This window comes from Frigoribacterium sp. NPDC087798 (assembly GCF_044742985.1).
Lineage (GTDB): Bacteria > Actinomycetota > Actinomycetes > Actinomycetales > Microbacteriaceae > Frigoribacterium.
The window spans coordinates 26,869-51,173 of record NZ_JBIUVP010000001.1; the positions used below are offsets into that span (position 1 = coordinate 26,869).

Genomic DNA, 24,305 nt, shown 5'->3' on the forward strand with positions numbered 1-24,305 from the left:
CCCGCGCCGCGCCTCCTCGTCACCAGTCGTGGACGGTCCCGTCCGCGAGGCGGTTGTAGGGCAGGTAGGCCTGCGCGTAGGGGTACGCCGCGGCGGCCCGCTCGTCCAGCTCGACCCCGATGCCGGGCTGCTCACCCGGGTGCAGCATGCCGTCCTCGAACGTGAAGCTCTGCTGGAAGACCTCGTCCGTCCTCGCGCCGTGCTTCATGTACTCCTGGATGCCGAAGTTGTGGATCGCGAGTCCGAGGTGCATCGCGGCCGCCATGCCGACCGGTGAGATGTCGGTCGGACCGTGCATGCCCGACTTGATCTGGTACTGCGAGGCGTACTCGAGCACCTTCTTGAGGTGGGTGATGCCGCCCGTGTGCGTGACGGCGCTGCGGACGTAGTCGATCAACTGCTCGCGGATGATCTGCTGGTAGTCCCACACGGTGTTGAAGATCTCGCCGATGGCCAGCGGGGTCGTCGTGTGCTGCCGGACGAGTCGCAGGGCCTCGGGGTTCTCGGCCGGGGTGACGTCCTCGAGCCAGAAGAGGTCGAAGGGCTCCAGGCTCTTGCCGAGCCTCGCCGCCTGGATCGGCGTCATGCGGTGGTGACCGTCGTGCAGCAGGGGGATCTCGGGGCCGAACTCGTTCCGCACCGCCTCGAACACGGTGGGCACGTGCCGCAGGTACGAGCGGGTGTCCCAGTCCTCCTCGTTCGGCAGGGCCCCGCGTTGGGCGGGCTCGTGGTCGTAGCGCACGCCGCTGTTGGCGTCGAAGGTGGCGTTCGAGGCGATGCCGTAGATCGACTCGAGGCCGGGCACCCCGGTCTGCACGCGGATGGCCTTGTAGCCCTGTTCCTGGTGGTAGCGGACGCTGTCGAAGAGCTCCTCGAGGTCCTTCCCCGAGGCGTGGCCGTAGGTCAGCAACCCCGTGCGCGAGGCCCCGCCGAGCAGCTGGTAGAGGGGCAGGCCGGCGACCTTGGCCTTGATGTCCCAGAGGGCGACGTCGACCGCGGCGATGGCGGCCATCGTGACCGGCCCGCGCCGCCAGTACGCGCTGCGGTAGAGGAACTGCCAGGTGTCCTCGATGCGGGCCGGGTCGCGCCCGATCAGCAGGGGCACGACGTGTTCGGTCAGGTAGGCGACGACGGCGAGTTCGCGCCCGTTCAGGGTGGCGTCGCCGAGGCCGGTGACGCCGTCGGAGGTCGTGATCTTCAGCGTCACGAAGTTGCGGTCGGGGCTGGTGACGATCACGTCGGCTCTGTCGATGATCATGCGGTGTCCTCTGGAGCTCGCGTCCGGGTGACGTCGATGTCACCCGGGCTGGTCCCTCCACTCTGGCGCATGCGCGAGCGCGAGGCGAGCCCGTCGGGCGCATGCGCGGGCGCGAGGCGAGCCCGGGAGGCGCGGGTCAGCGCATCTCGAGCGGCACCCTGGTCGTCGGCGCGGGGAACGCGCGCTCGAGCTGCACGAACGCCTGGTCGTCGAGGTCGACGGCCAGTGCGGCCGCGTTCTCGAGGGTGTGCCCGGCCGTGCCCGCCTTGACGGCGACCATGATGTCGGGCACGAGGCGCAGCACCCAGGCGAGGGCGAGCTGCGCCGACGAGACGCCGAGATCGGTCGCGACCTGCTCGAGCACGGGGTGACCGAGCAGTTCGCCGCCGTCGACGGGGGAGTACGAGGTGAGCGGCACGCCGTGCTCCCGCGCCCAGGGCAGCAGGTCGAGCTCGGGTCCGCGACGGGCCAGGTTGTACAGGACCTGGTTCGTCTGGACGTTCTTGCCACCGGGCACCGAGAGCAGCTCGTGCAGGTCCTCGACGTCGAAGTTGCTGACGCCCCAGCCTCCGATCGCGCCCTCGGCGACCAGCGCCTCCAGGGCCTCGACGGTCTCGGCGAGCGGGTGGCGCCCCCGCCAGTGAAGCAGGTAGAGGTCGAGGCGGTCGGTGCCCAGGCGCCCGAGGCTGGCGTGGCAGGCCTCGACCGTGCCCCGGCGCGAGGCGTTGCCCGGCAGCACCTTGCTCACCAGGAACACCTCGTCGCGCCGGCCCGCGATCGCCTCGCCGACCAGCTGTTCGGACCGCCCGCCGCCGTACATCTCGGCGGTGTCGATCATGGTCAGGCCGGCGTCGAGGCCGGCCCGTAGGGCGGCGACCTCGTCGGCGCGGCGCCGCGGGTCGTCGCCGATGTTCCAGGTGCCCTGGCCGAGGGCCGGGACGACGCGCCCGTCGGGCAGGGCGACGGCGGGATTGGTCGGTGTCGCGGGGGTGGTCATGCCGGGAGATGGTAGTCGTCGCGCGGGGAGGGTGTGGCCGGCCCCGCCGCGCTCAGGCCCGCCGTGCTCGGCCCCGTCGTGGTCGGGCCCACCGTGGTCGGGCCCGCCGTGCTCGGCCCCGTCGTGACCTCGCGGGCCAGCAGGGTGGCCGCGGCGACGGCGGCCGGCATCACGAGCACGGCCCCGAGGGGGACGAAGAACAGGAGGTAGGTGGCGGTGCCCAGCCCCAGGGTGCGCGCCCGGTTGACGGCGAGGCCACGGCGGCGCTCGGCGAGCGAGCGGCCCCGGGCGTCGAAGGCGTACCCGGTGAGCTCGACCGCCAGGAACCATCCGCCGGTCAGGGCGCCGAGCACCGGGACGACCGTCTGGCCGAGCACCGGGACGAACCCGCCGACGAACAGGAGGACGCCCACGCCGGCCGTGGCCAGCAGCAGTCGGAGCGAGTCGCCGGCACTCCGGGCGAGCCCGCGCCAGAAGCCCCGGTCGACGTCGGCCGGCGGGTCGCCCTCTCGCTCCTCGACGCGACGCCAGATGCGCTCGTAGAAGGGATCGCCGACGAGGAGCGTGACGGCGGTGAACGCGACGACCGCGAGCAGCACGGCCAGGGCCGCGACGGCCAGGCCGCCGCCGAGACGCACGAGGGTGCGGGACCACTCGGGCCACCCGTCGGCGAACGGCGTCAGGGTGCGGGCCAGGTCGTCGGCGGCGAGCCCCACGCCCACGAGGGCCGCGGCGAAGACCGCACCCACGACGAGGGCGGGCACCGCGCCCAGCAGCATGAGCCGCGGGGAGGTCGCCCACAGGCGCAGGCCCCGGCCGAGCAGGCCCACCCCGCCGAAGAACTCCCCGATCACCGACACGGGGCGAGCGTACCGAGTGCCGGAGGCGCGGGTGCGGTCGGACGACGCGTCACGGCGCGGGGGCGGCGCGTAGCGTCGACGGCGTGCCGCATCGAGGCGGCACCACCGAGAAAGGTCGTCCATGAAGTTCAGGTACCTCGGCAACAGCGGGCTCAAGGTCAGCGAGCTCACCTACGGCAACTGGCTCACCCACGGGTCCCAGGTGGAGAACGACACGGCGACGCGCTGCGTCCGTGCGGCGCTCGACGTCGGCATCAGCTCGTTCGACACGGCCGACGTCTACGCGAACACGCAGGCCGAGACGGTGCTCGGTGAGGCGCTGAAGGGCGAGCGGCGCGAGTCTCTCGAGATCTTCACCAAGGTCTACGGTCCCACCGGGCCCAAGGGCCACAACGACACGGGCCTCAGCCGCAAGCACGTCACCGAGTCGATCAACGGGTCGCTGAAGCGCCTGCAGACCGACTACGTCGACCTCTACCAGGCCCACCGGTACGACGTCGAGACGCCCCTCGAGGAGACGATGGAGACCTTCGCCGACCTGGTCCGCCAGGGCAAGGTGCTCTACATCGGCGTCTCGGAGTGGAACGCCGAGCAGCTGCGCGAGGCGCACGCCCTGGCTCGCGAGCTGAAGATCCAGCTCGTCTCGAACCAGCCCGAGTACTCCCTGCTCTGGCGCGTCATCGAGGACGAGGTCGTCCCGGCCTCGGCCGAACTCGGCATCTCGCAGATCGTCTGGTCTCCCGTCGCCCAGGGCGTCCTGACCGGCAAGTACACCGTCGGTGCCGAGCTGCCCGCGGGCAGCCGGGCCACCGACCAGAAGGGCGGTGCGGGCATGATCGAACGCTGGATGCGCGACGACGTCCTCGACGCCGTGGCCCAGCTCGAGCCGATCGCGTCCGACCTGGGGCTGACCCAGGCGCAGCTGTCGCTGGCGTGGGTGCTGTCGAACGAGAACGTCGCCTCGGCGATCATCGGGGCGTCGCGTCCCGAACAGGTCGAGTCGAACGCGAAGGCGTCGGGCGTCACCCTCGAGGCCGACGTCCTGTCGCGCATCGAGTCGATCTTCGACGGTCTCGCCGAGACGGACCCGCGCAAGACGCAGATGCCGGCCGGCCGCGAAGCCTGATCGGCCGTCGCCCGACGCGACGACGCCCCGCCACGAGATCGTGGCGGGGCGTCGTCGTGCGTCGACTCGGCGTGCGACCGCTCAGGCCCCGGGGACCTCGAACGTCGCGGAGATCACCGCGCGGGCCAGCGTGTGGAAGTGCAGGTTGAAGCCGAGGTACGCCGGGCTGGCGGTCTCGTCCACCCCGATCTTCTCGACGTCGAGGGCGTGCACCGCGACGAAGTACGTGTGCGGTCCGTGGCCCTCGGGCGGTGCCGCACCGACGTAGCGGGCGAGCCCACCGTCGTTCTTCAGCTGGAGGGCCCCCTCGGGCAGGCCCGAGCCTTGGTCGTCACCCGCACCGGAGGGCAACGACGTCGTGTCGGCGGGGACGTCGGCCACGGCCCAGTGCCAGAAGCCCGAGCCCGTCGGGGCGTAGGGGTCGTAGACCGTCACGGCATAGCTCTTGGTGCCCTCGGGGGCGCCGGACCAGCTCAGCTGGGGGCTGGCGTCGTCTCCGCCCGGGCCCATGATGCCGCTCACCTGCGCGCGCTGCAGTTCACCCCCGTCGGTGAGGTCCGTGCTCGAGAGCTCGAACCCGGGCACGATGCCGATGATGTCGTAGGGGCGGGTCAGGTTGGCGTCGGCCATGGCTGTCTCCTGTTCGTCGGGATGGTCGTGACGGTGCGCCCGCCCCGAGGGGCGGGCGCACCGGGTGTGCGATCAGGCGGCGTCGAGCCGCTGGATCTCGTCGGTCGAGAGCTTGATCGACGTCGCCGTCGCCGAGTTCATGATCGTCTGCGGTCGGGTCGACCCCGGGATCGGGATGACGAGTTCGGACTTGGCGAGCTCCCAGGCGAGCGTCAGCACCTGCGGCGTGACCCGTCGGGCGTTGGCGATCTCGGCGAACACGGCGTGCTTCGCTCCGAGCTCACCGGCGTTCGTGATGCCGCCGAGGGGGCTCCACGGCAGGAACGCGATGCCCATCTCGTCGCACAGCGCGAGCTCCACCTCACTCGACCGGAACGCGGGCGAGTACTGGTTCTGCACCGACACGAGTCGGTCGTCCAGCACCTCGTTCGCTTCGCGGATCTGGTCGGGCGTGGCGTTCGAGATGCCCGCCATGCGGATGACGCCCTCGTCGAGCAGCTCCACCAGGGCGCCGATCGAGTCGGCGTAGGGCACCGCCGGGTCCGGTCGGTGGAACTGGTACAGCCCGATCGTCTCGACGCCCAGCCGTTTCGCCGAGGCCTTGGCGGCCTCCTTGAGGTAGGCCGGGTCGCCGTTCTGCGCCCACGCCCCCGCCTCGGGGCGGAGGTGTCCACCCTTCGTGGCGACGAGCACCTGGTCGGTGTCGGCGTGGTAGCTCTTCAGCGCCTTGGCGATGAGCAACTCGTTGTGCCCGACCTCGTCCTTTCCCGCCTGGTGGTAGGCGTCGGCCGTGTCGATCAGGGTGATGCCCTGCTCGAGTGCGGCGTGGATGGTCGCGATGCCCTGCTTCTCGTCGGGTCGGCCCTCGATCGACAGGGGCATGCCGCCCAGGCCGATCGCACTGACCGTCACGTCTCCGATTGTCCTGGTCTTCATGTCGTCCTCCGGTTCACCACGCGTAGTCCTCGGGCGACGTCTCGTGCCCGGGGAAGATCTCGTCCAGCCGCGCCAGCGCGGCCTCGTCAAGCTCGACGTCGACGGCGGCGACCGCCGACTCCAGTTGCGCCATCGTCCGCGGGCCCGTGATCGGCCCGGTGACGCCCGGCTGGTGCAGCAGCCAGGCGAGGGCGACCTCGCCGGGCGCGTGGCCCAACTCGCGGGCGAACGCCTCGTAGGCCTCGAGCTGGTCGCGGTGTTCGGCGACGTATTCCGCGCTCCGCCCCTCGAGTCGTCGTGAGCCCTCTTCGGTCTTCTCGATGACGCCGCCGAGCAGACCGCCGTTGAGCGGCGACCACGGGATCATCCCGAGACCGTAGTGACGGGCGGCGGGCAGGGTCTCGCGCTCGACGTCCCGCACGATCAGGTTGTAGATCGACTGTTCGCTCACGAGGCCGCTGAAGTGACGTGCCTTGGCGGCTTCCTGGGCCTGCGCGATGTGCCAGCCGGCGAAGTTGCTGCTGCCGACGTAGAGGACCTTGCCCTGCTGGACCGCGACCTCCATCGCCTGCCAGATCTCGTCCCACGGCGTCTCGCGATCGACGTGGTGGAACTGGTAGAGGTCGATGTGGTCGGTCTGCAGACGCGTCAGGCTCGCGTCCAGCGCTCGACGGATGTTCAGGGCGCTGAGCTTGCCGTCGTTGGGCCAGTCGCCCATGTCGCCGTACAGCTTCGTGGCGAGGACGGTCTTCTCCCGTCGCCCGCCCCCACGGGCGAACCACCGACCGATGATCTGCTCGGTGATGCCTTCGCCCTTCTCCCAGCCGTAGACGTTGGCCGTGTCGAAGAAGTTGACGCCGAGCTCGTGGGCCCGGTCCATGATCGCGTGGGAGTCGTCTTCCGTGGTCTGGGGCCCGAAGTTCATCGTGCCGAGGACGGCCCGTGAGACGGACAACCCTGTGCGTCCGAGGTGTGTGTAATCCATGTTCCCTGGCTACCCCCTCCCGGGCCGTGCTGCTCACAGGAACGCCCCCTAACGTCGCCGTCATGGACGAGCAGCCCGAGAGCCCGGACGGCGTGCCCCTCGACGAGCGTCGCGGGGCCGGTCCGCACCGCGGTGCTCGGCGCCGTGCACTGCGCGACGGTCACGCGAAGATGCGCCTGAGGCTCGACGCGCACCCTCGGCTCCGGTTGCTCTACAAGATCGGCGTCGGGGTGCTCGGAGCCCTGATCGTCGTCGTAGGCCTCATCCTGGTCCCGCTGCCCGGACCCGGTTGGCTCGTCGTCTTCCTCGGGGTCGCCGTGCTGGGCACGGAGTTCCCGGCCGCCCACCGCATCACCCTGTGGGTGCGTCGACTCGTCGGCCGCGCCCGTCTCCGGTGGCGGGCGTGGCGGGTCGCCCGGTCGGCGCGGCGGGCGTCGACCGTGAAGCCCTCGGCCGCCCCGTCGCGGTGAACCATCGGGCCCACACGGTCCCGGCGGCCGTCGACCGGACGTCCAGCGCACGTTCGGTAAAGTCGCCGTCGTGACGCCCAGTCCCGCCTCCGCCACGCCCTACGAGGTGCTCGGCGTGCCGTCGACGGCGTCGACCGACGACCTCCGTCGCGCCTATCGACGGCTGGCCCGCCAGACCCACCCCGACCTCGGCGGCACCGCGCAGGCGTTCCGCGACGTGCAGCACGCGTGGCAGCAGGTGGGCACGCCCGAGGCCCGCGCCTCCTACGACCAGGGGTCGGCGTCCCAGAGCACCGCCCCCTCGGGCAGCGCGCGGTCCGCGGGTTCGAATGCCCCCGGCTGGTCACCGCCGCCCCGGGAGCCGGCTCGCACCGATTCGAAGCCCAAGGCCCGGGTGCACGGCCACCCCGGTGGTGCGAACCGCGAGCGGTACCTCGGCCTGATGCGTGAGTGGGTCGGTCGGGGAGTCCCGCTCGACGATCCGTACGACGAGCGCCTCGTCCGGAGCGCGCCTCCCGAGATCCGTCACGTGCTCGCCGACGCGATGGCCGAAGAGGCCACCGTCGCGGCCGTCACCGAACTCGGCATCGGCTTCACCATCTGGAGCGACGTCGACGCGGGTGTCGAGGGCAAGCTCGACCACGTCGTGCTGGGGCCGTCGGGCCTCTTCGCCATCCAGTCCTCCGACTGGGGCAGCGAGGTGCAGGTGTCGCGCGGCGAGCTCGTCGGCAGGGGCATCCCCGCCGACGAGGAGCCCGTCCGCGACCTCACGCGTCAGGCCCGCGCCGTGCGACGGGAGACCCGCGTGTCGTTCACGGCCCAGTTGATCGTGGTGCCCGACGACGACTTCGGGCCCGCCCTCGAGAAGGTCGGGCGTCGTGCCGGGGGCACCTGGGTCGTGCGTCGCTCGCTGCTGCCGCAGGTCCTGCGTCACGGTCCCGAGCTCGGCGACCGCACGAGCATCTCGGACGTCTTCGAGGTCCGGGCCCGGCTGCAGCAGGCCATCCGGTTCGTCTGACCGGGGCTGGCGCCCGGGCCCGGCAGGGTCCACGCTGGGGGCGAGACGCCGGCGTCCGTCGGCCGTCCCGCGTCAGAGAGGGGCCACCCGTGTTCCGTCCTCGGTCCGGCTACTCCGGGTTCAGCGTCGACGACGTGGCGGCCGCCACGTCCTTCTACCGCGACGTCCTCGGCCTCGAGATCGAGGTCCTCGTCGACGGTCAGATGTTCCGGCTCCGCCTCCCGGGAGGCGCGGCGTGGGTGTTCGTCTACGGCAAGCCCGACCACGCCCCCGCGTCGTACACCGTCCTCAACCTCGTCGTCGACGACGTCGACGCCGCCCTCGACGCGCTGGCCGAGCGGGGCCTCGAACCGCTCCACCTCGGCGGGTACTCCGACGAGCGGGGCGTCATGCGGGGGCGCAGCGTCGACCTGGGCCCCGACATCGCCTGGTTCACCGACCCGGCGGGCAACGTCTTCTCCGTCCAGCAGCCCTGATCGCCCGGTCCGACGCGCGAGCCGGGGAGGCGCGGTGCCGGACCCGGGGGAGGGCTGGCCCGACATCGGGTTCCGGGCCAGCCCCAGGTGTGCCTTCGGAACTGCCGCACCCATCGGTTTGGTCGCCCGCCATCGGGTCGACCCGTCGACGTGACGTCGTGCGCACGACGCGGCCACCGCCTCCTCGTCCCTGTGGCAAGCTCGACCGTGTGAACACGCACGAGCCCGCGGACGGCTGGGTCGAGGCCCCCGACGGGCGTCGGTTCTGGGGCCGTGCCGGTGCCGCGGGCCTGCTCGTCGTCGACCAGGACGACCGGGTGCTGTTGCAGCACCGGGCCGACTGGAGCCACTTCGGCGGCACCTGGGGGCTCCCCGGCGGAGCCCGCCACCACGACGAGAGCGCGGTACAGGGCGCTCTGCGCGAGAGCGGCGAAGAGGCGGCGGTGCCGGCCGACGCGCTGCGTCTGCTGTTCGCCGCGGAGCTCGACCTCGGCTTCTGGTCGTACACGACCGTCGTGGCCCGGGCCGTGCGCCCGTTCGAGCCCGTCGTCTCGGACGCCGAGAGCATCGCCCTGAGCTGGGTGCCCGTCGACGAGGTGTCCGACCTCCCGCTCCATCCTGGATTCGCCGCGTCTTGGGCGAGGCTCCGGTCCGAACTCGGGGGCCGGGTGCACGTCGTCGTCGACGTCGCGAACGTCCTCGGCTCACGTCCCGACGGATGGTGGCGCGATCGGGTCGGTGCCACGACTCGGTTCCTGGAGTCCCTCTCGCGGGGTGCCCGGGACGGAGTGGCCGAGGCGCTCGTCGCACCCGGTGGCGGCGGGACCCCCGCGGCGACGGGTCGGCCGGACGCCGACGACTCGCCGACGGACGCCGCGGCGTTCGCGGACGGCTCCACCGGCGAGCCTCCCGGCGCGCCCACCTGGCGGTGGCCGGACGTGACGGCCGTGGTCGAGGGCGAGGCCCGTGCCGTCGGTGGATCGTTCCCCGGCCTGACCGTCGTCCGGGCCGAGGCCGACGGCGACTCGGCGATCGTGGCCCGCGTGCACGACCTGCGGGACGTGTCCGGCGTGCCGCCGCGCGTCGTCGTCGTCACCGCCGACCGGGGCCTCGCCGACCGGGTCCAAGCCCTCGGGGCCACCCTCGTGCGTCCAGGCGCCCTCCGCCGCGCGGTCGGCCTCGACTGACACGGACGAACGGCCCGCTCCACCGGTCGGTGGAGCGGGCCGTTCGCGTCCGGTCCCGGGTCAGGCGGCGGGGCCGTCGCCCAGCGTGACGGTCGCGGTGTGGGACGCGCCCGTCGTGGCGGTCCAGGTGACCGAGACCTGGTCACCCGAGTCGTGCGCCTGGATCGCGGCGGTGAGTGCGGACGCGTCCGCCACGGCCGTGCCGTCGATCGCGGTGATCACGTCGCCGGCGACCAGGCCGGCCGACGCCGCCGCGCTGCCCTCGACGGTGCCGGCGATCGTGACGCCGCCCGCGGTGCCGGTCGCCGTGCTCGAGATCTGAGCCCCGAGGAAGGCGGGCAGGCCGATCTGCACGGTCGAGCTCCCCGTACCCGACTGGATCTGCTTGGCGATGGCCAGGGCGTGGTCGATCGGGATGGCGTAACCGGTCACCGTCGACGATCCCTGCGCTGCGGCCGTGACGATGCCGACGACGTCGCCGTCACCGTCGCGGAGGGGACCGCCGGAGTCGCCCGACACCACGTCCGCATCGACCTCGATGAGACCGGACAGCGACTCGGTCCCCGATCCCGACTCGCTCTGCACCGTGATCGACTGGTCCGTGGCGAGGACGGTGCCCTGGGCGGTGACGAGGTCGCCCGTGCCCTCGGCGTTGCCCGTCGAGTGGACGACGTCCCCCGTGGCGACGTCGCCGGACGCGTCGAAGCTCACCGGGGTGAGGCCCGTCGCGTCCTGCAGCTTCAGCACGGCCACGTCGTTCGTGGCATCCGTGCCGACGACGTCGGCCGTGTAGGTCGTACCGGTCGACTCGACGGTCACCTGGATGCTGGTCGCGCCCTGCACGACGTGGTTGTTCGTCAGGATGAGCCCTCCGGAGGTCAGGATCATGCCCGTGCCGGCGGATTTGTACGAGGCGTCGTAGTTCAGCGTCGACACGATGGTCACGACGCCGGCCGTCTCCTCGGCGGTGGCCGCGGTGGCGCTGGTCTGGGTCGAGGTGCCCTGCGACGAACCGTCCTGCGACGACCCGTCCTGGGGGCTCGAACCCCCGAAGGGCGATGCCGGGTCGCTCGATCCACCTCCCGGCCGCGTGAGCTGGGGGAGCAGCTCGAGCGCCTGGCGTTCGCTCGCCGCCTGGGCCGCCGCGGTGCCGGCGGAGCGACCGGCGGCGTAGGCGCCGCCGCCCGCCGCACCCGCGACGATGACGACGGCGGCGGCCGCGCCGGTGAGGGCGAGCCACTTCTTCGAGCGGCGCGGTCTCGGGGCGCCGCCGAAGGCCGGGGGCACCGTGCCGTCCGCGCCGTCGCCACTCCGCACCGTCGACGCGCCGGCCGCCGCGTCGTAGGCCTGGTGGGCGTCGTCGCGGGCCATCCAGGTGGGAGCCGCCGACACGTAGCGTGCGTATGACGCGCCGGTGACGTGGGGGAGCGTGTGGGCCTCGGCGGGCTGCTCGACGCCCTCGCCGGCAGGCGGGGCGGTCGACGGGGAGGGCGTCACGGGCGTGGCGTCGTTCGGGGTGCCGGTCGTGTTGTCGCCGTCTCGGTCGTTCATGGTGTGCCTCCTGTGGCGGTGGTGGTGACGTGGGGTCCATGGAACGGCGTGACCCCAAGAGATCCCTATGACCGGACCGTGAGGCGGTGGGGAGTCCCATGAGGAGGCGCGGTGAACGGAGCCGAGATCGCCTCACCATCACTCGCACCGCGATCTGCAGGGGTCGGTCCCCGAAATCGGTTCCCGACGAGGGTCGGAGTTCCGATACGCTGGGACGCCAAAGGAGGTCCACGATGGCAGAGCCCGCCAACCCGGCACCCGGCGAGCAGGACCGCGCTCCCGGCGCCCCTCGCGAGGTCGACACGACCCTCAGCTTCAACGAAGAGTTCCAGGCGCAACTGGCCGCTCTCGAGAGCGGCGTGTCCACCGACGAGCGTGACGCCGTCGCCGCACTGCCTTCGGGCTCCGCGCTGCTCGTGGTCCGTCGTGGCCCCAACATCGGCGCCCGGTTCCTCCTCGACTCGGACGTCACGGTCGCCGGACGTCACCCCGAGGCCGGCATCTTCCTCGACGACGTCACGGTCAGCCGCAAGCACGCCGAGTTCCGTCGCGAGGGCAGCACCTTCAGCGTGCGCGATCTCGGGTCGCTGAACGGCACCTACTTCGACGGCGTCCGCATCGACGAGGCCCGGCTCTCCGACGGAGCCGAGGTCCAGGTCGGCAAGTTCCGCCTCACGTTCTACGCATCGCGGGTCGACCTCGCGAACCTGGCGATCAAGTAGTCGTGCCCCGCACCGCCGCCGCCCGGTCGTCGCAGACCGGGCCGTCCGACCTGCTGACGATCGGGCAGGTCCTCTCACGGCTCAAGCCCGAGTTCCCCGACCTGTCGAACAGCAAGCTGCGCTTCCTCGAAGAGCGCGAGTTGGTCACCCCGGTGCGCACCCCGTCCGGCTACCGCAAGTTCTCCCCGGCGGACGTCGAGCGACTCCGCTTCATCCTCGGTCTGCAGCGCGACCACTACCTGCCGCTCAAGGTCATCAGGCAACACCTCGCCGACCTCGACGCGGGCCGGCCTGCGTCCCTCCCGTCCGGGGCGGCGCCCGTCTCGATCCTGACCCACGGTCGGCGACTCGGTCGCGACGAGTTGCTCCGCGAGACCGGCGCCACGCCCGCCCTGCTCGACGAGGCCGTCTCGGCGTCTCTCCTCCCGTCGGCGGGGCACTACGGCGACGAGTCGATCTCGGTGTTGTCGGCCCTGGTCGAGCTGGGCAGGTCGGGCATCGAGCCTCGTCACCTCCGGACGGTCCGGGCCTCGGTCGACCGCGAACTCGGCCTCATCGAGACGGCCCTCGCGCCACTCGCCCGGAAGCACGACGCGGCCTCCCGGGCGCGGGTCGCCGAGCTCTCCCGTGAGCTCGCGGCGCAGGTCGACGTCGTCCGGTCGGGGCTCGTCCGGTCGGCTCTCGGGCGACTCGACGCCTAGACGTCTGCCCTCCGGGCGAATATCCTCGACACGCCGACCCGTCGATGCGAATGTCGCCCAGGCAGCTCCCCGTTGTGGGTACCGTGAGTCCTGTACAACCATCAACCCGATGTTGAACGTTGAGCTCCGGAAGTAGAACGTGGAAGGCAACAGCATGAGTGAGTCAGGTTCCTCCGAGGAATCCCGCTACGAGCTGGGTCTGCTCTTCACGGACGGCCTGCCCGAACACGACGCCGACAGCGGCTACCGCGGTACCGTCGCGGCCAAGGCCGCCGGCATCAGCTACCGCCAGCTCGACTACTGGGCCCGCACCGAACTCGTCGAGCCGACCATCCGCGGCGCGGCCGGCTCCGGTTCGCAACGCCTCTACGGGTTCCGCGACATCCTCGTCCTCAAACTCGTCAAGCGCCTCCTCGACACGGGCATCTCGCTCCAGCAGATCCGCACGGCCGTCAACCAGCTCCGTGAGGCCGGGGTGAACGACCTCGCCCAGACGACCCTGATGAGCGACGGTGCGAGCGTCTACCTGTGCACGTCGGACGACGAGGTCATCGACCTCGTCAGCCGCGGTCAGGGCGTGTTCGGCATCGCCGTGGGCAAGGTCCTCCGCGAGGTCGAGTCGAGTCTCGTCGAGATCGACAGCACCCCCGCCGCGGATCCCTCCGACGAGCTCGCGGCGCGACGCGGCACCCGAGCCAGCTGACCACACCTCGACCGCGAGTGGCGGTCGAGGACGACGAAGGCCCCGCATGAGATCGTGCGGGGCCTTCGTCGTGTGCAGCTGGGACCGCGGAGGTCAGCGGGCAGCAGGCTCGGCGTAGTCGCCGATCTTGGCCGTCCGCATGATGCGTTCGAGGAGCTGGTCGAAGTTGCGGGCCATCTCCTGGGCGCTCTCACCGGGCCAGGCGTGCAGCGGCTTGGCGGCACCCTGTGCCTGTTGTAGCGACGTACGCTCGGGCAGCTGGGGTGACAGGACGAGGGGGCCGAACATGTCGCGCAGCTCCTTGATGCGGAACTGGTGCTCGAGGGACTGCACCCGGGCCCGGTTGACGATGATGCCGAGGGGCTGGAGGCGCGGTGACAGGCCTCGACGGATCTCCTCGATCGCCCGGAGCGCCCGGTCGGCGGCGGCCACGCTGAACAGACCCGGTTCGGTGACGACCGTCACGCGGTCGGATGCGGCCCAGGCCGTGCGCGTGAGGGCGTTGAGCGACGGGGCGCAGTCGATCAGGACGAGGTCGTAGTCGGCCTCGACGTTGGCGAGGGCCTCTTCGAGCTTCCAGATGTCTCGGATCGACGGGTGCGGACCGTCGAAGTTGATGGCCGAGGGGCTGCCGATCATGACGTCGACCTTGCCCTGGCGGCCCTTGGTCCACCCGCTGGGGGCGATCGCCGCCCGGACCGTCTTCTCTTTGGGCGACGCGAGGACGTCCGCGACGTTGAGGTGGCCCGAGACCGTGATGTCGAGGCCGGTCGAGACGTCGGACTGGGGATCGAGGTCGACGACGAGGGTCCTGAGACCTTTGGCGAAGGCGGCCGACGTGAGTCCGAGCGTCACCGTCGTCTTGCCGACGCCCCCTTTGAGAGAGCTGACGCTGAGTACATGCACGACACAGACGATACCTTCACTACTGTTGAATCACCCAACAGCCACGTCGATGCGGCGTGCGTCGACTTCTGCGAAGCGACAGCACCAGCCCACCCGTCGTCGTCACGGTGTCGCGACCCGTCGTCCGCACCACACCCCGACCCACCCCAGGAGGCGCGCCGTGAGCGTGAGACCCATCCGCCTGTTCGGCGATCCCGTCCTTCGATCGGCGTCCGACCCCGTGACGGTCGGTGATCCTCGGCTCGCGTCCCTGGTCGAGGACCTCCTCGACACCGTTCGCGAGCCGGGACGAGCCGGGGTCGCGGCCGCCCAGATCGGCGTGTCGCTCCGAGCCTTCAGCTACAACGTCGACGGTGAGGTCGGATACGTCCTCAACCCCGTCGTCGTCGAGGTGTCCGGAGAGAAGACCCTCGTCGACGAGGGGTGCCTCTCCGTGCCGGGGTTCTGGTTCCCCACCCCCCGCTATGAGTACGCCCGTGTCGAAGGGGTCGACCTCGACGGCCAGGAGGTCGTACTCGAGGGCACCGGACTCATGGCCCAGGCCCTCCAGCACGAGACGGACCACCTCGACGGCACGCTCTACGTGCTCACCCTCGAACCCGAGACGAAGCGCGAGGCCATGCGAGAGATCCGCGCCGCCGACTGGTGGCGCGCCTGATCACCGTCCCCGTGCGGTGACCGTGCGCACCGACTCGGTGTCGGGGTGGGCGGTGTAGATGTCGGCGATCTGCTGGGCGAAGTCGTTCAGGACGACGGCACGCTTGACGCTCATCTTGGGCGTGAGATGCCCGCCGGCCTCGGTGAACTCGACCGGCAGGATCTCGAACTTGCGGATCGACTCGGCGCGCGACACGGCGGCGTTCGCACCGTCGACGGCTCGTTGGACCTCGGCGCGGACCTTGGGGTGCCGGGCGGCCTCGGCCAACGGCATGTCGGCTGCCTCACCGGCATTGTTCAACCACACCGGCAGCATCTCCGTGTCGAGGGTGACGAGGGCCGCGACGAACGGCCGCTGGTCGCCCACGACGACGACCTGGCCGACCAGCGGATTGGCCCTGATCGGGTCCTCGAGGGCCGCAGGGGAGACGTTCTTGCCTCCGGCGGTGACGATGATCTCCTTCTTGCGACCGGTGATCGTCAAGTAACCGTCGGCGTCGAGCGAGCCGAGATCGCCGGTGCGGAACCAGCCGTCGTCGAGGACCTCGGCCGTGGCCTCGTCGGCCTTCCAGTACCCCGCGAAGACGTTGACGCCCTTGACGAGCACTTCTCCGTCGGCGGCGATCGTGATGCCGACGCCGGGGAGTGCCGGGCCCACCGTTCCGATCTTGAACTTGGAGACGAGGTTGACGGCCGCAGGCGCCGTGGTCTCGGTCAGTCCGTACCCCTCGAGGATGCGGATGTCGAGACTCCGGAAGAAGTGACCGAGTCGCGTGCCGAGCGGAGCCGAACCCGAGACGGCGTAGCGGATGTTGCCGCCCATGGCCTTCTTGAGCTTGCTGTAGACCAGGCGGTCGAACAGTGCGAAGCGGAGCTTGAGTCCCAGGGGCACGGTGCCCTCGTCGAGCGCGCGACTGTGGGCGATCGCGACGGCCACGGCCTGCCGGAAGATGCCGCCCTTGCCCCCTGCCTCGGCTTTCTGCTCGGCCGAGTTGTAGACCTTCTCGAAGACGCGGGGGACCGCGAGCAGGAAGCTCGGCTTGAACGAGGCCAGCGACGGCAACAACTGCTTGGTGTCCGCCTGGTGGCCGACCTTCACGCCGGCGTGGACCGACATCACGGCGATGAAGCGCGCGAAGACGTGCGCGGTCGTCACGAACAAGAGGGTGGAGGAGCCGGGTGCCACGACGTCGCTCATGGCGACGGCGGCGTTCCGGCTCGTCTCGACGAAGTTGGCGTGGGTGAGCACGCAGCCCTTGGGCCGGCCGGTGGTGCCCGACGTGTAGATGATCGTCGCGACGTCCCCGGCGACGGCCGCGCTGCGGCGGCGTTCGAGTTCGTCGTCGGAGACGTCGACACCGGACGCGGCCAGCTTGTCGAGGTCTCCGAGGTCGACCTGCCAGACCCGTGTCACGGCGGGCAACTCGGGGTGCACCTCGTCGAACCGCGAGAAGTGGTCCGCGGTCTCGACGATGACGGCCACGGCCTCGGAGTCGCTGAGGTTCCAGTGGACCTGTGCCGGCGACGACGTCTCGTAGACGGGCACGAGCAGGGCGCCTGCGAACCAGGTCGCGAAGTCGATGAGCGTCCACTCGTAGCGCGTGCGGCACATCAGGCCGATCTTGTCGCCCGGTTCGACGCCCGCGGCGATCAGGCCCTTCGCGAGTGCGCGCACCTGCTCGAGGAACCGAGCCGCCGTGATGTCGCGCCAGCCGCCTCGTCCGTCCGGCACGGAGAAGAGTGGTTCGTCGGGCGTGGCCGCCGCCCGCGCGAGCAACAGGTCGGTGGCGTTCGCCGACGGGTCGGCGGGGACGGCGGGGGGGACGATGTGTTCGTTCACGGCAGCTCCTTCGGTACCGAACGATGGTCCGACCACCCTAACGCGGCCTCGCAGGAGCGGGTGCCCGAGGTGGTGGGTCGTCGAGGATAGACTCGATCCTCGTGCAGGCAATCGGAATCGACATCGGTGGGACGAAGATCGCGGGCGGGGTGGTCACCGAGTTCGGCGAGATCGTCGACGAAGAGCGCGTGGCGACGCCCGCGGGCGACGCGGGTGCGATCGTCGACGCGGTCGTCGAGATGGTCACCTCCTTGCAGGCACGCCACCCCGACGTCGCCGCCGCCGGTGTCGCGGCGCCCGGCTTCATCGACGCCGCACAGTCGACCGTGTACTACACGCCCAACATCGCGTGGCGCAACGAGCCCCTCCGGGCGCGGCTGTCCGAACGTCTCGACCTGCACATCACCATCGACAACGACGCCAACGCCGCCGGCTGGGCCGAGTTCCGGTTCGGGGCCGGTCGTCTCGCCAGCGACATGACCATGCTCACCATCGGCACGGGGGTGGGCGGTGCCATCGTGGCGCAGGATCGCCTCCTGCGCGGAGGATTCGGCACGGGTGGCGAACTCGGCCACATGCGCATCGTGCCCGATGGTCTGCCCTGCGGCTGCGGGGCCCGTGGGTGCATCGAGCAGTACGGCTCGGGGCGCGCGCTGCTGCGCATCGCCGGTGAGGTGGCCGACGAGGGCGGCCTCGGCCGCGGTCTCGCGGACGTCCGCACGGCGAACGGCGGCGAGCTCTCCGGTCACGACGTCAGCTTGTTGCTGCAGTCCGGTGACGACGGTGCCGTCGAGGCCCTGCGCCGCCTCGGGACCTGGCTCGGACAAGCCGCCGCGTCGCTGAGCGCGATCCTCGATCCGCAGGTGTTCGTCTTCGGCGGCGGGGTCGCGCAATCGGGCGAACTGCTGCTGGCACCCGTCCGCGCGGCCTACCTCGAGCACCTGCCCGCTCGCGGTTACCACCCCGAGCCCGAGTTCGTGATCGCCGAGCTGGTGAACGACGCGGGGGTCGTGGGCGCCGCCGACCTCGCCCGCCTGCACGCCGGCGACCGCTAGACTCCCGACGCCCCGACGAGAGGAGCACCGATGCTCTACTGGTTCCTGAAGACGATGGTCGCGAGTCCGCTCGTCCTGTCGATCTTCCGACCGTGGGTCAGCGGTCGTGAGCACGTCCCGGCCTCGGGTGCCGTCATCTTCGCGAGCAACCACCTCTCGTTCGTCGACTCGATCTTCCTGCCGCTCGCCCTCGATCGGCGCATCTCCTTCCTCGCCAAGAGCGACTACTTCACCGGCAAGGGCGTCAAGGGGTGGGCCATCCGTCTGTTCTTCACGGCCACGGGTCAGCTCTCCATCGACCGATCCGGGGGCAAGGCCTCCGAGGCGTCGCTGGCGACGGGCCTGTCCGTCCTCCGTCGCGGCGAGCAACTCGGCATCTACCCCGAGGGCACCCGCAGCCCCGACGGCAAGCTGTACCGCGGTCGGACGGGCGTGGCGCGCATGATCCTCGAGGGTCACGTGCCCGTGATCCCCGTCGCCATGATCGGAACCGAGAAGGTGATGAAGACCGGTACCAAGATCCCTCGCCTGCACCGGGTCGGGATCGTGTTCGGTGAACCCCTCGACTTCAGCCGCTTCGAGGGCATGGAAGGCGACCGCTTCATCCTGCGGTCCATCACCGACGAGATCATGTACGAGCTCAACGCCCTCAGTGGCCAGCAGTACAGCGACGTCTACGCGACCAGCGTCAAAGAGAAGCGCCCGACCCTTTCACGGTAGGCTCGCCTGTCGAGGTCGTTCGGCCTCGAGACCGTCAAGTGGCAAGGAAGACCGTGGCCCAGCTCACCGAACCGTTCGTCGTCACCGATCCCGACGTGATCGACGGTCTCGACCATTGGCGCACGCTCCCCATCAAGCAGCAGCCCACCTGGCACGACGGTGCAGCCGTCGAGGCCGCCTCGACCGAGCTGTCCACCCTGCCTCCGCTCGTCTTCGCCGGCGAGGTCGACACGTTGCGCACCAGGCTGGCGTCGGCGGCCCGGGGCGAGGCGTTCCTGCTGCAGGGTGGCGACTGCGCCGAGACCTTCGCGGGAGCGACCGCGGACCAGATCCGCGACCGCGTCAAGACCATCCTGCAGATGGCCGTCGTCCTCACGTACGGCGCGTCCGTCCCCGTGATCAAGATGGGCCGCATGGCCGGCCAGTTCGCCAAGCCGCGCTCGAGCGACACCGAGACCCGGGACGGCGTCACCCTGCCGGCCTACCGCGGTGACATCGTGAACGGCTACGACTTCACCCCCGAGTCCCGACGTGCGGATGCCTCGCGGCTCGTGAAGGGCTACCACACCTCCGCCTCGACCATCAATCTGATCCGGGCCTTCACGCAAGGCGGGTTCGCCGACCTCCGCCAGGTGCACAGCTGGAACCAAGGCTTCGCCCGCAACCCGGCCAACGCCGAGTACGAGCACCTCGCCCGTGAGATCGACAAGGCGATCCGGTTCATGGAGGCGGCGGGGGCCGACTTCGACGAACTCAAGCGCGTCGAGTTCTACACCAGCCACGAGGGCCTGCTCATGGACTACGAGCGCCCCCTGACCCGCATCGACTCGCGCACGGGTACGCCGTACGTGCTGTCGTCGCACTTCGTGTGGATCGGCGAGCGGACCCGCGACCTCGACGGTGCCCACGTCGACTTCCTCTCCCGGGTGCGCAACCCGATCGGCGTCAAGCTCGGCCCGACGACGACGGCCGACGACATGTTGCGCCTCATCGACAAGCTCGATCCCGAGCGTGAGCCCGGGCGCCTGACCTTCATCACCCGCATGGGGGCAGGCACCATCCGGGATGCCCTGCCTCCCCTCCTCGAGGCCATCAAGAAGGCCGACGCGACGCCCCTGTGGGTCAGCGATCCGATGCACGGCAACGGTCTGACGACGCCTACGGGCTACAAGACCCGGCGCTTCGAAGAGATCATGGACGAGGTCAAGGGGTTCTTCGAGGCACACCGTGCCGCGGGCACCCACCCGGGCGGAATCCACATCGAGCTGACCGGCGACGACGTCACCGAGTGCCTGGGTGGTTCCGAGCACATCGACGAGGCGACGCTCGCCACCCGCTACGAGTCGCTCTGCGACCCCCGCCTCAACCACATGCAGTCACTCGAACTGGCCTTCCTGGTGGCCGAGGAACTCGCGGCCGACTGAGCCCGGTCGACACGGCGACGGCCCCGGGACCCTCGGTCCCGGGGCCGTCGCCCTGTCGGTGCCCTCGACCTCGGAGCTCGTCGGTGCCCTCGGCCTCAGGGGAGGCCGGGACTCATTCCACCCGGTACGTGAGCGTGATCGTCGCACCCTTGGTCGCGGTCAGGCCGGCGACGGGGTTCGTCTCGGTGACCGGCAGGCGGGCCTCCCAGTCGTAGAACGCACACGTGAAGGCCGTGCAGGTCGGGTAGCTCACCCGGAAGCCGAGACCCTGCAACTGGGACGTGGCCGCGTCGATGGTCTTGCCTCGGACGTCCGGGATGGTGATGGGCGGCGGACCCTTCGACACGACGAGGTTGACCGTGTCGCCGTGTCGGAGCGGCCCCTCGGCCTGCTGTTCGTACCGGATGACCTCCCCGGAGGCGACCGCATCGCTGAATTCCGTTCCGCTCTCCACACCCGTCAACTGTGCCCCCGCGAGAGCGCCCTGCGCGTCCGCCACCGAGAGGCCCGCCACGTCCGGGACGGGGCCGAGCGAGACGGTGAGCGTCACGGGTCGTCGTTCTCCGTACTGGGCTGCTCCGGCGAGATCGACCGGCGTGTCCGCGTCGTCCACGCCACTGATCCCGAGGACGGTGCCGGCGGCCGACTCGTCGAACTGGCTCGACGTCGGCTGCAGTGTGAAGTCCGAGAGCGCTTCGGTGGCCGCGGTCTCGGTGTCGCCGACGACGGTCGGGACCGGGAGTTGCCGGGGCCCCTGGGAGACGACCAGGGTGATCGTGGACCCCTTCTGCACACGGGTCGTGGCGTCGGGGTCCGTGCGCGCGACCTGGCCCGAGGGCACCACCGGGGAGAAGTCCGTCTGGGGATCGGGGGCGACCACGAAGCCGGCCGACGTGAGGGCGGCCGTCGCCGCGTCCGGTGCCCGTCCTGACACGTCGGGGACGGACGCCTGCGCCCCGGGACCCGAGCCGAACCACCAGCCGGTCCCTCCGGCGAGCAGCGCGACCGCGACGACGACGGCCATGAGCACCCGTCCCCGCCGCCGACGACGGTCGGCGACGGCCGCGAGCGTCGTGGCGGCGTCGTCGGGTGCGGCCTGGACCGGCCCGGTCCGGTGTCGCGCCTTGGGCAGGATCTGCGTCTCGCCCGTGCCGCCGGACGGCAGGACGGAGGTCGCGCCCGCGGCAGGGAGCACCATCGTCCGGTTCGCGGGTGGTCCCGAGGGATCGGCCAGGACCCGTTGCACGTCGAGGAGTTGGTCGAGCAGGGCCCGGGCGTCCCTCGGTCGCTGTTCTGGATCGCGAGCGGTCGCCCAGAGGACGAGCTCGTCCAGCTCGACCGGCACGCGGGGGTTGGCGGAGCTCGGGGTGGGGACCGTGTCGTTGGCGTGCTGGTAGGCGATCTGCATGGGCTGGTCGCCCTTGTAGGGCTGCTCGCCCGTGAGCATCTCGTACATCATGATGCCGAGCGCGTAGATGTCGCTGCGGGTGTCGGCGATGCCGCGGGTCACGAGCTCGGGGGAGAGGTACGCGATCGTCCCCAACAGCGCGGCACCCGTGGCGGTGTTGGCCGTCGCGGCCCGCGCCAGGCCGAAGTCGCCGATCTTGATGCGTCCGTCGTCGGCGAGGAGGACGTTCTCGGGCTTGAGGTCGCGGTGCACGATGCCGGCGCGGTGGGCGGCGGCGAGACCGGCGAGGACGGCTTCGAGGATGTCCATCGCCTGCTCGGGCGTCAGCACCTTGTGGTCCTGCAGGAGTTCGCGCAACGTGATGCCGGGCAGGTACTCCATCACCAGGTAGGCCGACTCGTCGTCCTGGCCCTGGTCGAAGACGTTGACGACGTTGGGGTGGGCCAGGCGGGCGGCCGAGCGCGCCTCCTGGATGAAGCGCTCCTTGAACGACGCGTCGTCGGCCAGGTGGCCGTGCATGATCTTGATCGCGACGCGACGTTCGAGTCGCAGGTCGGTGGCCAGGTAGACGGTGGCCATGCCACCTCGGGCGATGCGCGAACGGACCTCGTACCGGCCCTCGATGAGACGGCCGATCATCGGGTCAGTCTGGTTCACGCTCACCTTCGTGATTTTACGGACCGAGGGCCGTGCGGGTGTCCCAACTCACCGCACGGCGGGAAACCGCCCGGCATGTGGGTCGTCCGGGGTTCAGCGCAGGGTCGCGAGCCAGGTGGTGGCCGGAGCTTCCCACTTGGCGTAGGCATCCGGGAACGCCGAGTACTGGACGGCCTGGGCCGCCTTCGTCAGGGACATCGACTGCCACCCCTTGACGTCCAGGAGGCCGCGCGTCTTGCCCGTGTTGGGGTTGCTCGCGCCACCGAAGAAGAGCTTGGTCGCGTGCACCGGGTCGCGCAGCTGGGCGGGGGTGCCCCACCCCGTGCTCGGACGCTGTTGGAAGAGGCCGAGGGAGTCACGGTCGCCGTGGTCGAGGTTGCGCAGGCTGCTCTCCTGGGCGGCCGCGGCCAGGGCGATCACGATCGCACGGTCTCCCACCCCGAGCTGGCGTCCGACCGAGATGATGATCCGGGCGTTGGCGGCCTGCTCGGCGGTCAACGTCGCGCTGACGCCCAGGGGTGCGGCCGACGTCGACGCGACGACGGTCGTGGCGGTCGGCGCGGAGGCGCCGGGGAGGGTGAGGGTCTTGCCGGCGTAGATGGTGCTGGTGAACGAGAGGCCGTTCGCGGCGAGGAGGGCCTTGACGCTCGTCCCCGACTTCGAGGCGATCGAGGCGATGGTGTCACCCCGCTGGATGACGTAGCTGCCCACCGCGGGCCCCCCGGCGGGGGCCGGTGTCGGGGCGGCGGCGGAGGCGCCCGTCGGGACGGTCAGGGTCTGGCCCGGGTAGATGATGCTCGACAGTCCCAGCCCGTTCGCCTGGATGAGCGCGCTGGTCGTGACGCCGTGCGCACGCGCGATGGAACTCAGCGTGTCCCCACGGACGATGACGTACCGGCCGCCCGTCGCCTTGGCCGGGGCGGGCGCGGCGGACGGCTTGGCTGCGGCGCTCGTGGCGGCGCTCAGGCTCAGGGTCTGGCCCGGGAAGATGGTGGACTTCCAGCTGAGGCCGTTGAGGGCGAGCACCGACGCGGTGCTCAGGCCGAACGAGCCGGCGATGCTCGCGACCGTGTCGCCCGACTTGACGGTGTACGTGGCGGGGGCCGCGCCGAAGACCGTGGCAGAGGTCGCGGCCGTCTCGACCGTGGCCGCGGTCTTCTGCTCGGGCGCGGACAGTCGAGGAGGCAGCACGGGACGCGGTGACGCGTCGGGCTTCTTCGTCGGGTTCTGGTCGAGGGCGAACACGGGGCCCGTGACGCCCATGCTGAGGGCCATCGAGCCCGCCAGGACGATCGGGACGGTGTTGAGCATCGACCGGGCCATGCGGGAGAGGGGCTTGCGCTCGTCTCCGCCACCGAGGGGGCCGAAGGCGCTGGTCGACCGGGCGTCCTGGGTCGTCACGGACTCGGAGTCGGGGCGGGCGGAACTGACGTCGTTCATGGGCTGATCCTCGGTTCGGGGGCGGGGACACGGTCGCTGGGTGATCGGTGAGCCGCGGTGCCACGTCGTCCAAAGTTGGCACACGTGGATATCCAAGTCAATCAGCGTGACGGATGTTGCGCATGTGACTCGACCCACGTGAGGGAGACGAGGAGGCGCAGCGAGGGCCACGAACCCGTGGCAAGGTTGTGGCGTGACCGATCTCTCTCAACGCCCCTGGTTCGCCGACACCGAATGGCTCACCGTGCCCGACCTCGTCGAGCGGCTCGGCCTCGGCGTCAGCCGTGTCCGGCGCCTCCTCGAGGAGCACGTCCTCGTCGGGACACGCGTGGACGGCGTCACGAAGGTGCCGGCCGTCTTCCTCGACGGCTCGGAGCCGAGGCACGACCTCCGGGGCACCCTGACGGTCCTGTCGGACAACGGGTTCGACGACGACGAGGCCCTCGACTGGATGCTGTCGCACGACGAGGCCCTCGGCACGAGCCCCGTCGCCGCCCTCCAGGCCGGACGCAAAGCCGAGGTCCGGCGCATCGCGCAGAGCCTCCTCTAGCCCCGATCCGCGCCTCTGGCGGCTGCCG

Annotated in this window: 24 protein-coding genes; 13 read left to right on the forward strand and 11 right to left on the reverse strand. The window is 71.0% G+C overall.

Going from position 1 to position 24,305, the window contains the following annotated elements; all coding sequences use genetic code 11:
• Window positions 1–19: 19 nt before the first annotated feature.
• The 3 genes from manD to ACIOSR_RS00175 all read right to left on the reverse strand — a co-directional run bounded on the left by manD (window position 20) and on the right by ACIOSR_RS00175 (window position 3,115).
• Window positions 20–1,258 carry a D-mannonate dehydratase ManD gene (gene manD, locus ACIOSR_RS00165; protein WP_402751570.1) on the reverse strand — a complete coding sequence of 413 codons (1,239 nt, stop codon included), beginning with the start codon at window positions 1,256–1,258 and terminating at the stop codon, window positions 20–22.
• Between the two features lie 136 nt (window positions 1,259–1,394).
• Entirely contained in the window at window positions 1,395–2,255 is an 861-nt protein-coding gene (locus tag ACIOSR_RS00170; protein ID WP_402751571.1) for an aldo/keto reductase, read from the reverse strand.
• On the reverse strand, window positions 2,252–3,115 hold the full coding sequence (locus ACIOSR_RS00175; protein ID WP_402751572.1) for an EI24 domain-containing protein: 864 nt from the start codon (window positions 3,113–3,115) through the stop codon (window positions 2,252–2,254). The genes ACIOSR_RS00170 and ACIOSR_RS00175 overlap by 4 nt, the downstream gene beginning before the upstream one ends.
• A 121-nt stretch (window positions 3,116–3,236) precedes the next feature.
• On the opposite strand from ACIOSR_RS00175, the gene ACIOSR_RS00180 reads away from it, so the two are divergent.
• Entirely contained in the window at window positions 3,237–4,241 is a 1,005-nt protein-coding gene (locus ACIOSR_RS00180) for an aldo/keto reductase family protein (RefSeq protein ID WP_056044991.1), read from the forward strand.
• 81 nt (window positions 4,242–4,322) lie between these two features.
• Here ACIOSR_RS00180 and ACIOSR_RS00185 read toward each other — a convergent pair whose 3' ends face one another.
• The 3 genes from ACIOSR_RS00185 to ACIOSR_RS00195 all read right to left on the reverse strand — a co-directional run bounded on the left by ACIOSR_RS00185 (window position 4,323) and on the right by ACIOSR_RS00195 (window position 6,792).
• Window positions 4,323–4,871 (reverse strand): YbhB/YbcL family Raf kinase inhibitor-like protein, encoded by a 549-nt coding sequence (locus ACIOSR_RS00185; protein WP_192123723.1) that lies wholly within the window; start codon window positions 4,869–4,871, stop codon window positions 4,323–4,325.
• Between the two features lie 72 nt (window positions 4,872–4,943).
• The gene (locus ACIOSR_RS00190; RefSeq protein WP_056044995.1) at window positions 4,944–5,807 is read right to left on the reverse strand and encodes an aldo/keto reductase; all 864 of its coding nucleotides are present in this window, start codon (window positions 5,805–5,807) and stop codon (window positions 4,944–4,946) included.
• 13 nt (window positions 5,808–5,820) lie between these two features.
• Entirely contained in the window at window positions 5,821–6,792 is a 972-nt protein-coding gene (locus tag ACIOSR_RS00195) for an aldo/keto reductase (protein WP_056044998.1), read from the reverse strand.
• A 62-nt stretch (window positions 6,793–6,854) separates the two neighbouring features.
• On the opposite strand from ACIOSR_RS00195, the gene ACIOSR_RS00200 reads away from it, so the two are divergent.
• The 4 genes from ACIOSR_RS00200 to ACIOSR_RS00215 all read left to right on the forward strand — a co-directional run bounded on the left by ACIOSR_RS00200 (window position 6,855) and on the right by ACIOSR_RS00215 (window position 9,943).
• Window positions 6,855–7,262, forward strand: coding sequence for a TIGR02611 family protein (locus ACIOSR_RS00200; RefSeq protein ID WP_082460206.1), 408 nt, complete (start codon window positions 6,855–6,857; stop codon window positions 7,260–7,262).
• 70 nt (window positions 7,263–7,332) lie between these two features.
• Complete coding sequence (locus ACIOSR_RS00205; RefSeq protein ID WP_402751573.1) at window positions 7,333–8,280, forward strand: DnaJ domain-containing protein; 948 nt, start codon at window positions 7,333–7,335, stop codon at window positions 8,278–8,280.
• Between the two features lie 89 nt (window positions 8,281–8,369).
• Complete coding sequence (locus tag ACIOSR_RS00210; RefSeq protein ID WP_056045002.1) at window positions 8,370–8,756, forward strand: VOC family protein; 387 nt, start codon at window positions 8,370–8,372, stop codon at window positions 8,754–8,756.
• A 209-nt stretch (window positions 8,757–8,965) separates the two neighbouring features.
• Window positions 8,966–9,943 (forward strand): NUDIX hydrolase, encoded by a 978-nt coding sequence (locus tag ACIOSR_RS00215; protein WP_402751574.1) that lies wholly within the window; start codon window positions 8,966–8,968, stop codon window positions 9,941–9,943.
• A 60-nt stretch (window positions 9,944–10,003) separates the two neighbouring features.
• On the opposite strand, the gene ACIOSR_RS00220 is transcribed toward ACIOSR_RS00215, so the two are convergent.
• On the reverse strand, window positions 10,004–11,494 hold the full coding sequence (locus tag ACIOSR_RS00220) for a S1C family serine protease (protein ID WP_402751575.1): 1,491 nt from the start codon (window positions 11,492–11,494) through the stop codon (window positions 10,004–10,006).
• Window positions 11,495–11,727: 233 nt separating this feature from the next.
• On the opposite strand from ACIOSR_RS00220, the gene ACIOSR_RS00225 reads away from it, so the two are divergent.
• The 3 genes from ACIOSR_RS00225 to ACIOSR_RS00235 all read left to right on the forward strand — a co-directional run bounded on the left by ACIOSR_RS00225 (window position 11,728) and on the right by ACIOSR_RS00235 (window position 13,620).
• Window positions 11,728–12,216 (forward strand): FHA domain-containing protein, encoded by a 489-nt coding sequence (locus ACIOSR_RS00225; protein ID WP_056045006.1) that lies wholly within the window; start codon window positions 11,728–11,730, stop codon window positions 12,214–12,216.
• A 2-nt stretch (window positions 12,217–12,218) separates the two neighbouring features.
• Window positions 12,219–12,917, forward strand: a complete 699-nt coding sequence (locus ACIOSR_RS00230; protein ID WP_159826735.1) for a MerR family transcriptional regulator — start codon at window positions 12,219–12,221, stop codon at window positions 12,915–12,917.
• 154 nt (window positions 12,918–13,071) lie between these two features.
• Complete coding sequence (locus tag ACIOSR_RS00235; RefSeq protein ID WP_056047373.1) at window positions 13,072–13,620, forward strand: MerR family transcriptional regulator; 549 nt, start codon at window positions 13,072–13,074, stop codon at window positions 13,618–13,620.
• A gap of 93 nt (window positions 13,621–13,713) precedes the next feature.
• Here the strand turns inward: ACIOSR_RS00235 and ACIOSR_RS00240 are convergent, their stop codons facing one another.
• Window positions 13,714–14,526: a ParA family protein gene (locus ACIOSR_RS00240; protein ID WP_054146774.1), complete on the reverse strand. Its 813-nt coding sequence runs from the start codon at window positions 14,524–14,526 to the stop codon at window positions 13,714–13,716.
• Window positions 14,527–14,686: 160 nt separating this feature from the next.
• Here ACIOSR_RS00240 and def point away from each other — a divergent pair, with 160 nt between their 5' ends.
• Entirely contained in the window at window positions 14,687–15,184 is a 498-nt protein-coding gene (gene def, locus ACIOSR_RS00245; RefSeq protein WP_056045010.1) for a peptide deformylase, read from the forward strand.
• On the opposite strand, the gene ACIOSR_RS00250 is transcribed toward def, so the two are convergent.
• Window positions 15,185–17,023 (reverse strand): long-chain fatty acid--CoA ligase, encoded by a 1,839-nt coding sequence (locus tag ACIOSR_RS00250; protein WP_159826731.1) that lies wholly within the window; start codon window positions 17,021–17,023, stop codon window positions 15,185–15,187.
• A 101-nt stretch (window positions 17,024–17,124) separates the two neighbouring features.
• On the opposite strand from ACIOSR_RS00250, the gene ACIOSR_RS00255 reads away from it, so the two are divergent.
• The 3 genes from ACIOSR_RS00255 to ACIOSR_RS00265 all read left to right on the forward strand — a co-directional run bounded on the left by ACIOSR_RS00255 (window position 17,125) and on the right by ACIOSR_RS00265 (window position 20,222).
• Entirely contained in the window at window positions 17,125–18,078 is a 954-nt protein-coding gene (locus ACIOSR_RS00255) for an ROK family glucokinase (RefSeq protein ID WP_173150806.1), read from the forward strand.
• 30 nt (window positions 18,079–18,108) lie between these two features.
• Window positions 18,109–18,798 carry a 1-acyl-sn-glycerol-3-phosphate acyltransferase gene (locus ACIOSR_RS00260; protein WP_123570011.1) on the forward strand — a complete coding sequence of 230 codons (690 nt, stop codon included), beginning with the start codon at window positions 18,109–18,111 and terminating at the stop codon, window positions 18,796–18,798.
• Window positions 18,799–18,893: 95 nt separating this feature from the next.
• Window positions 18,894–20,222 carry a class II 3-deoxy-7-phosphoheptulonate synthase gene (locus ACIOSR_RS00265; protein WP_402752187.1) on the forward strand — a complete coding sequence of 443 codons (1,329 nt, stop codon included), beginning with the start codon at window positions 18,894–18,896 and terminating at the stop codon, window positions 20,220–20,222.
• A 112-nt stretch (window positions 20,223–20,334) separates the two neighbouring features.
• On the opposite strand, the gene pknB is transcribed toward ACIOSR_RS00265, so the two are convergent.
• Both pknB and ACIOSR_RS00275 read right to left on the reverse strand, forming a co-directional pair.
• Entirely contained in the window at window positions 20,335–22,293 is a 1,959-nt protein-coding gene (pknB, locus tag ACIOSR_RS00270; RefSeq protein ID WP_123570012.1) for a Stk1 family PASTA domain-containing Ser/Thr kinase, read from the reverse strand.
• Between the two features lie 87 nt (window positions 22,294–22,380).
• On the reverse strand, window positions 22,381–23,727 hold the full coding sequence (locus ACIOSR_RS00275; protein WP_267659654.1) for a LysM peptidoglycan-binding domain-containing protein: 1,347 nt from the start codon (window positions 23,725–23,727) through the stop codon (window positions 22,381–22,383).
• A gap of 193 nt (window positions 23,728–23,920) precedes the next feature.
• Here ACIOSR_RS00275 and ACIOSR_RS00280 point away from each other — a divergent pair, with 193 nt between their 5' ends.
• Complete coding sequence (locus ACIOSR_RS00280) at window positions 23,921–24,277, forward strand: Rv2175c family DNA-binding protein (RefSeq protein WP_056045021.1); 357 nt, start codon at window positions 23,921–23,923, stop codon at window positions 24,275–24,277.
• The last annotated feature ends 28 nt before the right edge of the window (window positions 24,278–24,305 follow it).

What these genes read in the sequence shown, in the direction of transcription:
- ACIOSR_RS00170 (WP_402751571.1), bottom strand. Translation starts at nt 2,255, where the DNA reads ATGACCACCCCCGCGACACCGACCAATCCCGCCGTCGCCCTGCCCGAC.
- ACIOSR_RS00195 (WP_056044998.1), bottom strand. Translation starts at nt 6,792, where the DNA reads ATGGATTACACACACCTCGGACGCACAGGGTTGTCCGTCTCACGGGCC.
- ACIOSR_RS00190 (WP_056044995.1), bottom strand. Translation starts at nt 5,807, where the DNA reads ATGAAGACCAGGACAATCGGAGACGTGACGGTCAGTGCGATCGGCCTG.
- ACIOSR_RS00220 (WP_402751575.1), bottom strand. Translation starts at nt 11,494, where the DNA reads ATGAACGACCGAGACGGCGACAACACGACCGGCACCCCGAACGACGCC.
- ACIOSR_RS00275 (WP_267659654.1), bottom strand. Translation starts at nt 23,727, where the DNA reads ATGAACGACGTCAGTTCCGCCCGCCCCGACTCCGAGTCCGTGACGACC.
- ACIOSR_RS00235 (WP_056047373.1), top strand. Translation starts at nt 13,072, where the DNA reads ATGAGTGAGTCAGGTTCCTCCGAGGAATCCCGCTACGAGCTGGGTCTG.
- ACIOSR_RS00225 (WP_056045006.1), top strand. Translation starts at nt 11,728, where the DNA reads ATGGCAGAGCCCGCCAACCCGGCACCCGGCGAGCAGGACCGCGCTCCC.
- ACIOSR_RS00260 (WP_123570011.1), top strand. Translation starts at nt 18,109, where the DNA reads ATGCTCTACTGGTTCCTGAAGACGATGGTCGCGAGTCCGCTCGTCCTG.
- ACIOSR_RS00180 (WP_056044991.1), top strand. Translation starts at nt 3,237, where the DNA reads ATGAAGTTCAGGTACCTCGGCAACAGCGGGCTCAAGGTCAGCGAGCTC.
- ACIOSR_RS00185 (WP_192123723.1), bottom strand. Translation starts at nt 4,871, where the DNA reads ATGGCCGACGCCAACCTGACCCGCCCCTACGACATCATCGGCATCGTG.
- manD (WP_402751570.1), bottom strand. Translation starts at nt 1,258, where the DNA reads ATGATCATCGACAGAGCCGACGTGATCGTCACCAGCCCCGACCGCAAC.
- ACIOSR_RS00200 (WP_082460206.1), top strand. Translation starts at nt 6,855, where the DNA reads ATGGACGAGCAGCCCGAGAGCCCGGACGGCGTGCCCCTCGACGAGCGT.